We start from the raw sequence: 11,107 nt of genomic DNA on the forward strand, positions 1-11,107 counted from the left end.
ACACTGGTGGCCTTTACGGTATCCGGGCAAAGTACAGCGGTTCGCTCCGTTTCCTCATGCAGGTGGAATAGAGTGCCATCTACCGATAGTTCGGACACATGGATGCTGCCGTCATCATTGCTGAAACGCCTGAGCTCGACCGCGCCTAAAGCTTTAATGTAAAAGCTGATATCGGTTACACCATGCGGAATGGCTAACTGCGGCGCGAAAGTTGGTTTTGTTGCCATGGTTATATTGGTTTGGTTAGTCCTCGTTGTCTAACGAAAAAATATCTTCAACAGGTTTGCCAAATACGCGGGCTATTTTTAAAGCCAGCACGGTAGATGGGACATACCGGTTACTTTCAATAGTATTGATGGTTTGCCGCGATACCCCGATAAGCTCTGCCAGCTCGGCCTGGGTGATGTTCTTGATGGCGCGTTCAACCCTGATGTTATTTTTCATGCCTGCCCCTCTTCCTTATTGATGAGGCGGTTGTTCTGAAAAATCTTCCACCTGAAACGAACGATGAAAAACACAAGCGGTACCAATAAATTTAAAAACAAAATGTGTTCGGTGTCTTTACTTAATATTAAACTCACCACCAAAAGTATATAATTTACATAAATAGCCCATTGCAGGGAATCAAGACGGAGTTTAAAAATCTGTTCGTCTTCAATGCGTTCTTTAGCGAAGGCGATAAAGAACAGGCCTATAGCCATGAGCAGCGTTGTGGTCATGAAAAAGATATGATGGCTGTTAAATAGGTGGTCGCTTACGGGTTCATCGTGCATGTTGAAGCCCATTTCTTTTTTAAACATCACAATAGGGATATGGATCAGGAAAAGGGCCAACCCCAGGTACCTGAACCAGTGCGGGAATAAAAAACGTGATTTCATGATTGCGTTGCTCCTTTAACCTCTGTTGTTAAACCTCTGTTTAATAAAAACATCTTCCACCTGAAACGGACGATAAAAAACACCAGTAGGGTTAATACATTATACATCGTGAACATCAGGAAGTTGAGTCCGTATGCAGCGAAGATAGTTACCGCGAAAACCACATAGTTAACATATACAGCCCACTGTAACGAATCGGAACGAAGCTGTACTATATGTTCGTCTTCTACGGCTTCTTTCGAAAACGCTAATAAAATTAAACCGGATAATATCAGGAACAGTTGAATTTCATCATCAAAGGATTCATCCCTGGAAGCTCCCCAGGAACTGTTTCCAGTTGAGAAACTGTGCCATACAAAGATCTCCTTTGAGCTGTTCTGCGAATAAATAAAAAAAGCAATTCCTGCTAAAAATAAAAACAGCCCCAGGAACCGGGCTTTTGACGGAAATAAGAATCGTGATTTCATAATTGTAAAGTTTGGCTTACCAAAAGTAAAACAAACTTTACAAATGTCAAATATATTTGACAAAATATTTTTTGAAATCTATCCAATAAAAAATGCCCGTGGGGACACGGGCATTGGATTCAAAAATCTTGTTTCTTTATTCTGAATTCTTGTATCTGAAACAACTAACCTTCCAGATAAATATCGAGCAATCCTTCCGGCAGATCAATATAGATCTCGCCACCTTCAACATCGATACCTTTAATGATCTCTAAGTTGAGCGGGAAAAGTACCTCTTTGTTTTTGTACTGCACGGTAGCAATCAATTGCTGAGGGTATTCCTGTACGGTTATGATCTCGCCCAGTTCGCCGTGGGTTTCATCTATCGCAATAAAGCCTTCTACATCATTCAATGTAAATTCGGCTTTTCTCTTTTTGGGTTTTAGCTTAATGGGCAGATAGATATCGCGTTTAGCCAGTACCGATGCTTTTTCAATGGTATCAACATCTTCCAGGTTAAGGTAGGCGTTGTTTTTTTGCAGGTATTTGATAGATGATACAAAGTAAGGGATCATCTTCCCGGCGATATCGATAAATAGGGCATTGAACTTGATATCTTCAATACCATCAAAATCAACGTAGATCTGCAATTCGCCTTTCAGGCCTTTGGTTTTTAAAACTGTACCTATCCTGAAATGATCTTCAGCTTTCATATAAAATGAGTTAAACAATAATGGCGAAGCTGTTTGCCTCGCCATTATTCGGATTTAAGAAATCAAACGTAAAGATTCAAGATAAAATGTTTTCTTGCGTTCTGTACGCTTAATCAAATAATTATTCTGCGCTTTCAGCTTCTTCAGTTGCTGCATCTTCTGCAGGAGCTTCAGTTTCTTCGGCAACAGGAGCGTTTTTAGCAGCAATAGCAGCAGCTTTTTCTTCGCTCTTTTTAGCTTCAGCAGCTAAAGCAGCTTTGCGGGCTTCGTCTTTAGCAACGTTAAGGCTGGTTTTTTTACCGGTGATTTTGCTGTCTTTTTGGTCAAGCCACTCAGCAAATTTGGTTTCCAGTTGCTCTTCGGTTAAAGCACCTTTTTTAACACCACCTTGTAAGTGTTTTTTGTAAAGCACACCTTTGTATGAAAGGATTGCACGACAAGTATCTGTAGGCTGGGCACCGTTGTTAACCCAATCTAAAGTTTTGTCGAAATTGATGTCAATAGTTGCTGGATTTGTGTTTGGGTTGTATGAACCTAAACGCTCAATGAAGCGTCCATCACGTGGAGCGCGTGAGTCTGCTACCACGATGTAATAAAAAGGTTTGCCTTTTTTACCGTGTCTTTGTAGTCTGATCTTAGTTGCCATTGTAAATTTTTATGTATTCAACATTATCCCCGGAGTTCTTTCTGCGGGGATGCAAAGGTATTAATTTTTATTGCAATTTAAAATAGCTGATAATTAATTATTTATCTTTTAAGTGAGTGGTTGATTGAGTTGATCAGGTGAGTGGTTAATTAATTGTCGGTTTCAGGTGCTTTTTTAAAACTTAACATTGCAGTAATTTAAAAAAATCGGAACTTACCTGCCATGAGCATCAACAGAAAAACACGGATAGCTATTGATATGGATGAAGTTATTGCCGATACTATTGGCAAATTCATCAGCATGTATCAAGAAAGGCATAATGAAGAAATAAGCCTCGGCAATATGGAAGGTAAGGAGTTCAGGGAGATCTTACCGCCGCACCTGAGCGAAACCCTGCGGGTTTATATCAATGAGCGCGGTTTTTTCAGGGATATCCCTGTAATGCCCGATGCACAGGAAGTGGTGAAAGCCCTGCATGAAAAATATGATGTATACATAGCATCGGCAGCTATGGAATTTAAATATTCTTTAGAAGATAAGCAGGAATGGCTTGAAGAGCATTTTCCTTTTATTTCGTGGACAAACATTATTTTTTGCGGGCACAAGATCCTGGATGTAGATATCATGATTGACGACCGAATTAAAAATTTCGCCACATTTAACGGCCGGAAGATACTCTATACCTCTCCTCACAACATGCTGCTTACGGATTATGAGCGGGTAAACACCTGGCAGGATGTTGCTGCTAAATTATTGTAGTTATTTGTTTATCATATAAATAGCTATACCTTTAAGTATTCACTGCTTGTTACATGTTTAACCCAAACCCGGCTGCAAACGGAAATTGTACCATTGTTTTTGATATTGATGAACAGAAGTGTCTGTTTGTAACCGAAAGCTTTTATAGCCTTTTTGATGTGGGGATTGATCATCTTCATCAAAATGTTGATTTTTTGAGCGGGTTGGTAAACCCTGAAGTGATTGCCGAGGTAAAGCAGCTTACGGAAGGGCTTGCCTTGAACGGATCTATTCAAATCACTTATCGCCTTGAGGCCAGTCAGAAACAGCTAACAGAAAACAGGACGCTTGCTATTGACGGGCTTACCGGCCATAAAATCATATTATGTAGTATCAGTACTACCCCGGCTGTTATTTCGGCCCCTGCCCCTTTTGATAAACCCGGGCCGCGCGAGCAGTTTCTTAACTCGCTTATTGACTCGCAAACCAATTTCCTGATCAGGATAGATATCAATGGTAAATTTAGCTTTGTTAACCGCCGGTTTTTAAAAACCTTTGGTTATGATGAGGCTGAAATAATAGGGCACCATTTTTCAAAAACCACGATCCCGCAGGAGGCGCATCTTTGTGAAGAGGCTTTTATGAATTGTGTTAATAATCCGGGCAAGATCGTCAGGCTTGTTCATAAAAAGCCTGCTAAGGATGGGAGCCTTCATGATACCGAATGGGAATTTGTTTCCATAACTGACGATGATGGATCGGTGGTTGAAGTACAGGGCATAGGCAGGGATATTACACCTCAAATGCAAATGCGCGAAGAAGCTTTGCAAATAAAAGACAGCCTCGAGGCATTGATCAATAATACCCGGGACCATATCTGGTCGGTTGACCGGGAACTTCGGTATATGTATATGAACCAGGCTTACGTTGAGCAAGTAACTTATTTAACAGGTGTAATGCCTTGTAAAGGGCAGTCCTCCTATGAAGATAGCGGTTTTAGCAAGCAAATAATTGACGATTGGACTGTTTATTACAATCGCGCCTTAAATGGCGAACGTTACTCAATTGTCAGTGAAAGCATCGACCCGATGAATGGGCGCAGTTTATATTTTGAAGTTAGCTTTAACCCTATTTATACAGCAACCGGCGATATTATAGGTGCAGGTTGCTTTGGCCATAATATTACTGACAGGCTTAAAATACAAAAGGAGCTTGTTGACCAAAACGAGCGTTTAAAAAACATAGCCTCTTTAAGCTCGCATGAATTGCGCCGGCCGGTGGCAAGTATGCTGGGGCTTATCAGCTTAATGGACCACGAAGATTTCTATAACCCCGAAAATGAGGAGATCATAGCGCACCTGTTTACCGTAAGTGCCGAGATTGACGCGGCCATAAGGCTTGTTGTTGACAGCACTATGCCAAATAAAAGAGCCCGCACTAATTAGTACGGGCTCTTTTATTTATCGTTTTAGCCGAAATTACATAGAAAGCATTTCAACAAGTTTGATCATGTTTGGATCGATGCCCTGGTGGTGTTTAATGGCATGCTCAAACGGAGTATAAGCAATTTCGCCATTGATAAGGCCTATCATTTCGTTACGGTGCCCATCTCTTAAAGCTTCAACAGCAGCAGCGCCAACGCGGCTTGCCAGTACCCTGTCCATGCAGCTTGGTGCACCGCCACGTTGTATGTGGCCTAAAATAGAAATACGGGTATCATAGTTAGGGTACTTTTCCTGTACCAAACGACCAACCTCAAAAGCTCCGCCCGCAGTATCGTCACCTTCGGCAACAATTACTATACGCGAGGTTTTATCTTTACGGCCAAACTCAAGGCGGTTAAATAAACCTTCAAGTCCGGTTTTGCTTTCGGGGATCAGGATAGCTTCGGCTCCGGTTGCGATACCGGTACGTAAAGCGATCAGGCCTGAGTCGCGGCCCATTACTTCTACAATAAATAAACGGTCATGTGATTCGGCAGTATCCCTGATCTTGTCAACAGCATCAACAACAGTGTTAATAGCGGTATCATAACCAATGGTAAAGTCGGTACCTACAAGGTCATTATCAATTGTACCTGGCAGGCCAACAACCGGGATGTCATACTCGCTGCCAAAAACCTTAGCGCCGGTGAACGTACCATCGCCGCCAATGGCTACCAATGCATCAACCTTATTATTTACCAGTTGTTCATAAGCATTTTTACGGCCTTCTGGTGTTCTGAAATCATCGCACCTTGCGGTTTTAAGGATAGTACCACCGCGTTGTATAATATTTGAAACCGATTTACGGTTCATGGTAACAAATTCGCCTTTGCCCATACCGTCATAACCACGGCGGATGCCCGTAACCTCAATTCCGTAATACATGGCAGTACGTACAACCGCCCTTATGGCAGCATTCATCCCCGGTGCATCACCACCTGAAGTAAAAACGCCGATATTTTTGATCTGAGTCATTTTTTTGTTTTGGTTATAAACAGGCTAACCTATTCATAACTAATTAGGGTTGTAAATATTGTTATCAATTTAAACCCCGCTAACCAATAAAACGCGGAATTTGAATTTTGCGCGAATTTACACTTATTTTTTTAACCCGGTCTCTATTTTTTGTAAGCGGCTATGCCACTGTCTAAAAATTTAAGGTAGCTGGCTATGTCATAATTAGCCGGCGATGTTGGTATTTCAGCTCCCGAAGGATCCTTCAGTAAGTTGCCATCGCTGTCAAGCATCACATATAATGGTTGCGAATTTGAATTGAAGCGCTGTGCCTCCAAATTGCTCCATTTACCGCCAAGTGTGGTGATCTTTTTGCCACTGTAATCTGATACAAAATGTTCTGCAGCAGGTAGCTCTGCTTTGTCATCAACAACGAGTTGAAGCAGCACAAAATCATTTTTAATGCGGCTAAACACCTGCGGATCCGACCATACGTTTGCTTCCATTTTACGGCAGTTAACACAGTTAAAGCCGGTAAAGTCAATTAGTATCGGTTTATGCAGGGCTTTTGAAACCTGTAGCGCCTGGTCATAATCATACCAGGCATCCAGTCCCTTGGTTTTAATACGGATGTAGTTCGCGGCATATTTGCGTTCGCCAATGCTTGCAGGTACAGCCGCCGACGGAGCTGTTGCTGATCCAGAACCATCCGGAATACTTGAAAGGTTAAAATCCTGTGTAGCCTCAGGAGGTAAAAACGCGCTGATTGATTTTAAAGGTGCGCCCCATAAGCCCGGGATCATGTAAATAACAAATGCAAATACAATTATAGCCAGGAAGGTACGCGGGATAGTAAGGTGCTTTACATCACTGTCATGCGAGAATTTGATCTTGCCGATCAGGTAAAGCCCGATCATCAAACCAATGGCTATCCATAGCGATAAAAATATCTCGCGATCAAACCAGTTCCAGTGGTAAGCCAGATCCACATTTGATAAAAATTTCAATGCAAAGGCAAGCTCAAGGAAACCCAGTACAACTTTAACGCTGTTCAACCACCCTCCTGATTTAGGTAGTGTTTTCAGTGCCGAAGGAAATAAAGCGAATATCGTAAACGGTAAAGCCAGGGCCAGCGAAAAACCGAACATGCCCATTGCGGGGCCAAGGCGGTCGCCTTTTGACGCGGCATCTACCAGCAGTGTACCTATAATAGGACCGGTACAAGAGAATGAAACCACAACAAGTGTTGCTGCCATGAAAAATATGCCTGCAAGACCGCCTTTATCCGAATTTTCATCCAGCTTATTGGCCAGCTTACTTGGCAGCACAATTTCAAAGGCACCCAAAAAGGAAATACCAAACACAATGAGCAGTAAAAAGAAGAAAATATTAAATATGCCGTTTGTGGCCAGTTCGTTAAGCGCGTCCGATCCGAAAATGATAGAGATCAACAAGCCTAACGTAACATAAATTACGATGATCGATACGCCGTAAATAAGCGATTGCATAACAGCTTTGCTCTTGCTGCCACTTTTTTTAGTAAAAAAGCTCACTGTTAAAGGCAGCAATGGATAGATACAAGGCAAAATTACCGCGGTGAAACCGCCTAACAGTCCTTCAATAAAGATCTGCCAAAGGGATTTTGGCTTTTCTGCTGTTTTTGAAGCACTGGCAGTTGTTTTGGTAACCTTAGCCGCTTCTGCCTTTTTTACCGAATCGGCATGCTTTTTCCTGATGGCTACGCTATCAGCAGCAGTGGGGATATCAGTAAATGTAACATCGGCTGCTGATACTGTAGTATCGGCAGCTTTTTTTTGCACAGCATAAACCGGGTTTGCTCCGGCTATGTTAAGAATGATCAGGGTAATTAATGTGATAAGCCCGGCGCGCAGGGAAGCACCTTTATTTAATAATTTCATGACTGTTAAGGGGTGCTGAATTATTTACCTAAAGGGATAGTGAAATCAACATCTTCTGGTGGCAGGCATTTCATATCGTTACAGGTCATGTAGGTTAATTTACCTGTAACTGCTGTTGCTTTGGGCGATTTTAAACTGATCTTTTGGCTAAAAACAACTTCCTTTTCAAAATAACTTACATTCATGCTGAATGATTTTTCGTATTTGGTTACAGGAGTTGGCTCGGTAGTTTTGCCAACAGCGGCATATAATTTTGACGGGGTAAAATCAAATGAGGTTTTTATTGGGCCGCCGTCTTTTACGGTTTGTGAATAAATGTGCCAGCCGTTTTGTATGGTTGCTTTCAAAAATACCACAGCTTCTTTGTCATTTACCTTTTTTGCCGCGTACGACCACCTTACCGGCGATTCGATCTGGGCGTAAGCGCCGGCGCTGATGATTAGCGCGGTTACCAATACCAATAGTTTCTTCATTTGTGTTTTGTAGTTTTTATTATTTGTTTAAAAATTTCAATTCCTTAAGGTTAAACTCCAGTTGCCTGCCATTAGTATCTTCAATTACCAGCAAGCCATTTGGCAGTACGTTTTTTACAGTGCCATTGAAAACTCCATCGTTTGACTCAAAGTTTTTAACCTCGTTTAACCAGTATAGTCGACTTAAATAAGCGTTCCTTACAAAATCAATTTGCCCGGCCTTTAATTTAAGGTAGTATACCTCAATGTATTTGCAAATTTCCGATAATAACAGGGTTAAATCATAATCCTTTTGTAAGATTTGTTTGACAGAAGTGGCATTTGATGCGCCGGACGGGAAATTTTCCTGGTTTATGTTCAATCCTATGCCAATAACCGAGTCTTTGAGCTGCGTACCCTGTATGGTATTTTCAATGAGCATGCCGCCAAGTTTCCTGTCACCGTAATAAATATCATTAGGCCATTTGATTTTTAACTGATCGCCCAAAATAGGGTGCAAGGCATCATATACCCCTAAGCTCGCTGCGCGGTTCAGATCAAACTGATCGCCAACGGATAAAAAATGGGGCTTTAATAAAAGGCTGAAAGTAAGATTTTTTCCAGGTTCGCTATGCCAGGTATTTTGCTGCTGGCCACGACCGGCGTATTGCTCTTCTGCCATAATGACCGTACCTTCGGGTACTGGCTTGGAATTTGACAATAGATTTTTAAGAAAACTATTTGTTGAGTCAACTTGTTTAATTGTTACCAAATTTTGACCAACAAATAATCCTGAAAATATGTTATTTTGCAAGGTGTAATAATTTTATACTCAAAAACGTTCAAAACTAATTCTTTTTGATGGTAAAAAACAAAGTGTTAAGTGAATCTGCCTATATTTCAGAGCTGGCAATACATGGTATCCAGGAGAAAAAAGGCAATGATATTATAAGGTTAGACCTTCGTAATATATTCAGTTCGGTATCAGATTATTTCGTGATCTGCCATGCTGATTCGTCGACACAGGTAAAAGCTATAGCAAATAGCATTGAGGATGAAATTTTCAAAGCCACCCAAATCGAGCCCTGGCGCAAAGAGGGTCTTGAGTATGGCGAGTGGATCCTGCTTGATTATGTGGATGTTGTGATTCATGTTTTCAGGACCGATAAACGTGAGTTTTATGGAGTGGAGGATTTGTGGGGAGATGCCGATATTAAATATTATAAAAGTGCATAAACAACCGTCACAAAAAGGCTCAACGCATAGTCTTACTGTTACCGCGTAAAATTTAAATTATAGATTGTAAGTTTGAGCTCGTTAAAAGAAATGAAAGATATTAAAGATTCTAAATCAGAAAATCCAAGACCTATCCGAAAAATTGTGAACAAGAAGCCCTCACCAAAGCCGCCTAAATTCAATATCATGTGGTTATATGGTATTGTTATCCTGGCTTTTTTACTGATTCCTGCCTTGTTGAACGGCGGATCTGGCAAACCGGTTACTTTTCAGGAGTTTGAGGCAAACATGCTTCGTACCAATGATGTTCAAAAAATCGTAGCTTATAAAAGCGGCGATCTGGTAATGGCAGATGTTTACATTAAACAACAAAGCTTGTCAAAGCCATATTTTGCCAGCAACGTATCTAAAGACAAAAACTTTTTTAATACAAGTAATACCAGCAGCGGCCCGCAGTTTACTTTTACAGATGCTTCTTACGAGAGCCTGAAAAAATCAATTGCCGATGCACAGAAAGATGTACCTGATGATCAAAAAGTATCACTGCAATTTGAGCAGGGCCATGAAAGCCTGTTATCAAACTGGCTGGTACAGGGCGTTATCATGGTGATATTGTTTGCCGGTGTATGGATCTTTATCATGCGCCGCATGAGCGGTGGTTCGGGCGGTGGTCCGGGCGGCCAGATCTTTAACATTGGTAAATCAAAAGCAACCCTGTTTGATAAAGAAGCCCAGGTAACCGTTACATTTAATGACGTTGCCGGTTTGGAAGAAGCCAAGCAAGAGGTAATGGAGATTGTGGATTTCCTGAAAAATCCTAAGAAATATACCAACCTGGGTGGTAAAATCCCTAAAGGCGCGCTGCTTGTAGGTTCGCCTGGTACTGGTAAAACATTGCTTGCCAAAGCTGTTGCCGGCGAGGCGCAGGTGCCTTTCTTCTCTCTATCAGGGTCTGACTTTGTGGAGATGTTTGTTGGTGTAGGTGCATCACGTGTACGTGATCTGTTCCGCCAGGCAAAAGACAAAGCACCTTGTATCATCTTTATCGATGAGATTGATGCTATCGGCCGTGCCCGTGGTAAAAACAATATAGTAGGCGGTAATGATGAGCGCGAAAACACCCTGAACCAGTTACTGGTTGAAATGGATGGTTTCGGTACCGATTCGGGTATCATCATCTTAGCTGCAACTAACCGTCCGGATGTACTGGATTCAGCGTTATTGCGTCCGGGACGTTTCGACAGGCAGGTATCTATCGATAAACCGGATCTGATCGGTCGTGAGCAGATCTTTAAAGTTCACTTGAAACCTATCAAATTATCTGACGGTGTTGATGCCAAAAAATTATCGGCACAAACTCCGGGTTTTGCAGGTGCCGAAATTGCTAACGTTTGTAACGAGGCCGCGCTGATTGCCGCCCGTAAAAATAAAGAGTCGGTTGATATGACCGATTTCCAGGATGCAATCGACCGCGTTATCGGCGGTTTGGAGAAAAAGAACAAGATCATCTCTCCCGAAGAAAAACGCATTGTTGCTTACCACGAAGCTGGTCACGCTATTGCAGGCTGGTTCCTGGAACATGCTGATCCCTTGGTTAAGGTATCTATAGTTCCTCGTGGTGTTGCGGCGTTGGGTTATGCT

The 11,107-nt window shown here is 41.9% G+C and carries 14 protein-coding genes; 4 read left to right on the top strand and 10 right to left on the bottom strand.

Going from position 1 to position 11,107, the window contains the following annotated elements; all coding sequences use genetic code 11:
* The 6 genes from VF500_RS31650 to VF500_RS31675 all read right to left on the bottom strand — a co-directional run.
* Positions 1–227: hypothetical protein (locus VF500_RS31650; protein ID WP_330863485.1), on the bottom strand; the 227-nt coding region annotated here is incomplete at its 3' end.
* 16 nt (positions 228–243) lie between these two features.
* Positions 244–444 (bottom strand): helix-turn-helix transcriptional regulator, encoded by a 201-nt coding sequence (locus VF500_RS31655; protein WP_330863486.1) that lies wholly within the window; start codon positions 442–444, stop codon positions 244–246.
* Positions 441–878, bottom strand: coding sequence for a hypothetical protein (locus tag VF500_RS31660; protein ID WP_330863487.1), 438 nt, complete (start codon positions 876–878; stop codon positions 441–443). Before VF500_RS31660 ends, VF500_RS31655 begins: the two co-directional genes overlap by 4 nt.
* The gene (locus VF500_RS31665; RefSeq protein WP_330863488.1) at positions 875–1,345 is read right to left on the bottom strand and encodes a hypothetical protein; all 471 of its coding nucleotides are present in this window, start codon (positions 1,343–1,345) and stop codon (positions 875–877) included. The genes VF500_RS31660 and VF500_RS31665 overlap by 4 nt, the downstream gene beginning before the upstream one ends.
* Positions 1,346–1,509: 164 nt before the next feature.
* Positions 1,510–2,037, bottom strand: a complete 528-nt coding sequence (rimM, locus tag VF500_RS31670) for a ribosome maturation factor RimM (protein WP_330863489.1) — start codon at positions 2,035–2,037, stop codon at positions 1,510–1,512.
* Between the two features lie 121 nt (positions 2,038–2,158).
* Positions 2,159–2,683 carry a 30S ribosomal protein S16 gene (locus VF500_RS31675; RefSeq protein WP_121232439.1) on the bottom strand — a complete coding sequence of 175 codons (525 nt, stop codon included), beginning with the start codon at positions 2,681–2,683 and terminating at the stop codon, positions 2,159–2,161.
* Positions 2,684–2,905: 222 nt separating this feature from the next.
* On the opposite strand from VF500_RS31675, the gene VF500_RS31680 reads away from it, so the two are divergent.
* Positions 2,906–3,442: a 5' nucleotidase, NT5C type gene (locus tag VF500_RS31680; protein ID WP_330863490.1), complete on the top strand. Its 537-nt coding sequence runs from the start codon at positions 2,906–2,908 to the stop codon at positions 3,440–3,442.
* A gap of 53 nt (positions 3,443–3,495) precedes the next feature.
* Positions 3,496–4,866, top strand: a complete 1,371-nt coding sequence (locus VF500_RS31685; RefSeq protein ID WP_330863491.1) for a PAS domain S-box protein — start codon at positions 3,496–3,498, stop codon at positions 4,864–4,866.
* A gap of 33 nt (positions 4,867–4,899) precedes the next feature.
* On the opposite strand, the gene pfkA is transcribed toward VF500_RS31685, so the two are convergent.
* From pfkA to VF500_RS31705, 4 genes are all read right to left on the bottom strand, one after another.
* Positions 4,900–5,880 (bottom strand): 6-phosphofructokinase, encoded by a 981-nt coding sequence (gene pfkA, locus VF500_RS31690; protein WP_330863492.1) that lies wholly within the window; start codon positions 5,878–5,880, stop codon positions 4,900–4,902.
* A 143-nt stretch (positions 5,881–6,023) separates the two neighbouring features.
* The gene (locus VF500_RS31695) at positions 6,024–7,778 is read right to left on the bottom strand and encodes a protein-disulfide reductase DsbD family protein (protein ID WP_330863493.1); all 1,755 of its coding nucleotides are present in this window, start codon (positions 7,776–7,778) and stop codon (positions 6,024–6,026) included.
* A gap of 20 nt (positions 7,779–7,798) precedes the next feature.
* Positions 7,799–8,251, bottom strand: coding sequence for a protein-disulfide reductase DsbD domain-containing protein (locus VF500_RS31700; RefSeq protein WP_121232447.1), 453 nt, complete (start codon positions 8,249–8,251; stop codon positions 7,799–7,801).
* Between the two features lie 19 nt (positions 8,252–8,270).
* Complete coding sequence (locus VF500_RS31705; protein ID WP_330863494.1) at positions 8,271–9,044, bottom strand: biotin--[acetyl-CoA-carboxylase] ligase; 774 nt, start codon at positions 9,042–9,044, stop codon at positions 8,271–8,273.
* Positions 9,045–9,091: 47 nt separating this feature from the next.
* Here VF500_RS31705 and rsfS point away from each other — a divergent pair, with 47 nt between their 5' ends.
* Positions 9,092–9,466: a ribosome silencing factor gene (gene rsfS / locus VF500_RS31710; RefSeq protein ID WP_330863495.1), complete on the top strand. Its 375-nt coding sequence runs from the start codon at positions 9,092–9,094 to the stop codon at positions 9,464–9,466.
* 90 nt (positions 9,467–9,556) lie between these two features.
* On the top strand, positions 9,557–11,107 hold a 1,551-nt coding region (gene ftsH, locus VF500_RS31715), incomplete at its 3' end, for an ATP-dependent zinc metalloprotease FtsH (RefSeq protein ID WP_330863496.1).

Source organism: Mucilaginibacter sp. (assembly GCF_036383575.1).
In the GTDB taxonomy this organism is placed as follows: domain Bacteria; phylum Bacteroidota; class Bacteroidia; order Sphingobacteriales; family Sphingobacteriaceae; genus Mucilaginibacter.

Bases quoted from the DNA above. Each gene is read 5' to 3' on its own strand.
- VF500_RS31655 (WP_330863486.1), bottom strand. From the start codon at position 444: ATGAAAAATAACATCAGGGTTGAACGCGCCATCAAGAACATCACCCAG.
- VF500_RS31660 (WP_330863487.1), bottom strand. From the start codon at position 878: ATGAAATCACGTTTTTTATTCCCGCACTGGTTCAGGTACCTGGGGTTG.
- VF500_RS31665 (WP_330863488.1), bottom strand. From the start codon at position 1,345: ATGAAATCACGATTCTTATTTCCGTCAAAAGCCCGGTTCCTGGGGCTG.
- rimM (WP_330863489.1), bottom strand. From the start codon at position 2,037: ATGAAAGCTGAAGATCATTTCAGGATAGGTACAGTTTTAAAAACCAAA.
- VF500_RS31675 (WP_121232439.1), bottom strand. From the start codon at position 2,683: ATGGCAACTAAGATCAGACTACAAAGACACGGTAAAAAAGGCAAACCT.
- VF500_RS31680 (WP_330863490.1), top strand. From the start codon at position 2,906: ATGAGCATCAACAGAAAAACACGGATAGCTATTGATATGGATGAAGTT.
- VF500_RS31685 (WP_330863491.1), top strand. From the start codon at position 3,496: ATGTTTAACCCAAACCCGGCTGCAAACGGAAATTGTACCATTGTTTTT.
- pfkA (WP_330863492.1), bottom strand. From the start codon at position 5,880: ATGACTCAGATCAAAAATATCGGCGTTTTTACTTCAGGTGGTGATGCA.
- VF500_RS31695 (WP_330863493.1), bottom strand. From the start codon at position 7,778: ATGAAATTATTAAATAAAGGTGCTTCCCTGCGCGCCGGGCTTATCACA.
- VF500_RS31700 (WP_121232447.1), bottom strand. From the start codon at position 8,251: ATGAAGAAACTATTGGTATTGGTAACCGCGCTAATCATCAGCGCCGGC.
- rsfS (WP_330863495.1), top strand. From the start codon at position 9,092: ATGGTAAAAAACAAAGTGTTAAGTGAATCTGCCTATATTTCAGAGCTG.